Source organism: Chitinophaga cymbidii (genome assembly GCF_007992715.1).
Classification (GTDB): Bacteria; Bacteroidota; Bacteroidia; order Chitinophagales; family Chitinophagaceae; genus Chitinophaga; species Chitinophaga cymbidii.
Genome location: NZ_BKAU01000015.1, coordinates 1 through 1,778, shown reverse-complemented (window position 1 = coordinate 1,778; position 1,778 = coordinate 1). Strand labels below are relative to the sequence as shown.

Genomic DNA, 1,778 nt, shown 5'->3' with positions numbered 1-1,778 from the left:
CGGGGATGAGGCGGCTATTTTCTGCCGTTGCGTTGCCTGTTGTGTTGAGGATATTGCCTGCTGCTGCGTAGTGACTGCCAGGGATTGCAGCCGCTGCTGCAGCATCACCTGTTGCTGGTGTTCAGGTTTGTGGAAGACATGCTTTGTTTTCGGCTCCTGCACGGCAATAATATCTGCGGCCAGGTATTTCCTGTTGAAGGACGCCCGGTTGCCGCACATGCCTCTTACCTGCAAGGCCACGATCAGCGTTCCCTTGCCGGGTACATCTATATTCAGCGCCGCGCCTGCGAATGCTTCACGGGTATCCAGCAGGATCATGGCGGTTTCAGTGCCGGTCACGCGGCGTTCCCTGAAGTGGATGCGCGTAGCGATCACTTTTACTTCCAGCGTGGAGATACCTTTGAACTGCGGCAGCGCCTGCGGCGGGATATGCAGTATCCCGTCCTCCGAGAGCGTGGGCGCTACGGTAAAGAAGCGATCTGTTCCCGTGTACTGGTTAAAGCGGAAACCTGAGATGGCTTCGGTGTTACGGAGGCCGCCTTTGATGATGGTTTTGATCAGACGGTTGATATGCCCGCCGTCGCAATGAACATCGAGGTCATTGGCGAATGCGCCGCGGATGAGGCGGGCTTTGCTGCTGGCCGCGCCGAACCGTTGTGCGGCCCGGCGGGTGGCCGTGGTCTGCCGGACGGTTTCCGGCATGCTGCGGAAGTAGTGTTTACCGTCCCGGTAATAGCCGATCATATTGGCGGCTTTGCCCGTGAAGGTGAACAAAGAAGTTTGTTTTGCCATTGGATATGATTTTGTTGATACATGAATATAACACTTATTCTCGGGAGAAGGTTGGGCAGGGGAATGGGGTGATCAAAAATGTTCAGAAAAGAAACCTTGGTCTCGGGATAATTCCCTCAACTTTTCGTCTTGATCCATCGTGGATCATGCGGGCTTTCGGGAGAAGAGATATACCGGGCGGTGCCGGTATCCTGCCGGGAGATCAGCTTTCAGTTTGCGAATGTGGGGTTTGATGTGATACACCGGTACAGCCGGCAGTCGTTTCAGCCTTATTCCGATACACCGAAAACGTACTGCTTTGATGACCTCGGGCTGGAATCGCCAGTGCAGTGCTGGGGGAATACGTGTAATGTGATGGCGGAGATTTTATTATCGCGCTATGATCTGTACGTATCGCAGCACAGGATGGTCACACATGTGACGACGAACCTGAACAGCGGGGAGCTGGAAGAGGCTTATGGGCCGAGGGTGCGGAGCAGGATGCGGGAGATGTTTAACCTGGTGGCGTTTGAGGAGGGGAGTAGGGATAAGCGGGGGTGAGGAGAGCGGATGCTATTGATGGATGCGTATTACTACGTGCAGGAGTGCCTGCGTGGAAATACGTAATCCCCCCAGGGGCTTGTTTTTTCACATTTTTACTATAACTTGGTTATGGTAACCATTATCCCGGTATGCGTCCCTTTTGCCTTGTTTTGTTTAGTTTAACCGTTCTGTCCTGTCAGCTTGCTGCGCAGGATAGCCTTATCAGCAAGGTTTCCGGAAAATACTTATCGCAGGTAACCCAGAAAAGCAGGCATTTCGAAAAGCAGCTGGATAGGCGCACATCTAAAGCGCTGGACCGTATGCGGAAGCAGGAGCAGAAGCTGCGGCGAAAGCTGGCGAAAGTGGACTCCATTGCCGCAAAGAATATCTTTACCCGGTCCATTGATTCCCTTGGCAGTCTCAAAAGCAGGTTGAAAAGTAAAACGGCCAAATATGAGAAAGCG

General features: G+C 53.2%; 2 protein-coding genes. One reads left to right on the top strand and one right to left on the bottom strand.

The window, feature by feature from the left end; translation table 11 throughout:
* Positions 1-792 (bottom strand): hypothetical protein (locus CCY01nite_RS26505; RefSeq protein WP_186831291.1); only part of this gene is annotated, 792 nt, incomplete at its 3' end.
* 129 nt (positions 793-921) lie between these two features.
* On the opposite strand from CCY01nite_RS26505, the gene CCY01nite_RS26500 reads away from it, so the two are divergent.
* A complete protein-coding gene (locus CCY01nite_RS26500) occupies positions 922-1,332 on the top strand; it encodes a hypothetical protein (protein WP_146867591.1) in 411 nt (136 codons plus the stop codon).
* The last annotated feature ends 446 nt before the right edge of the window (positions 1,333-1,778 follow it).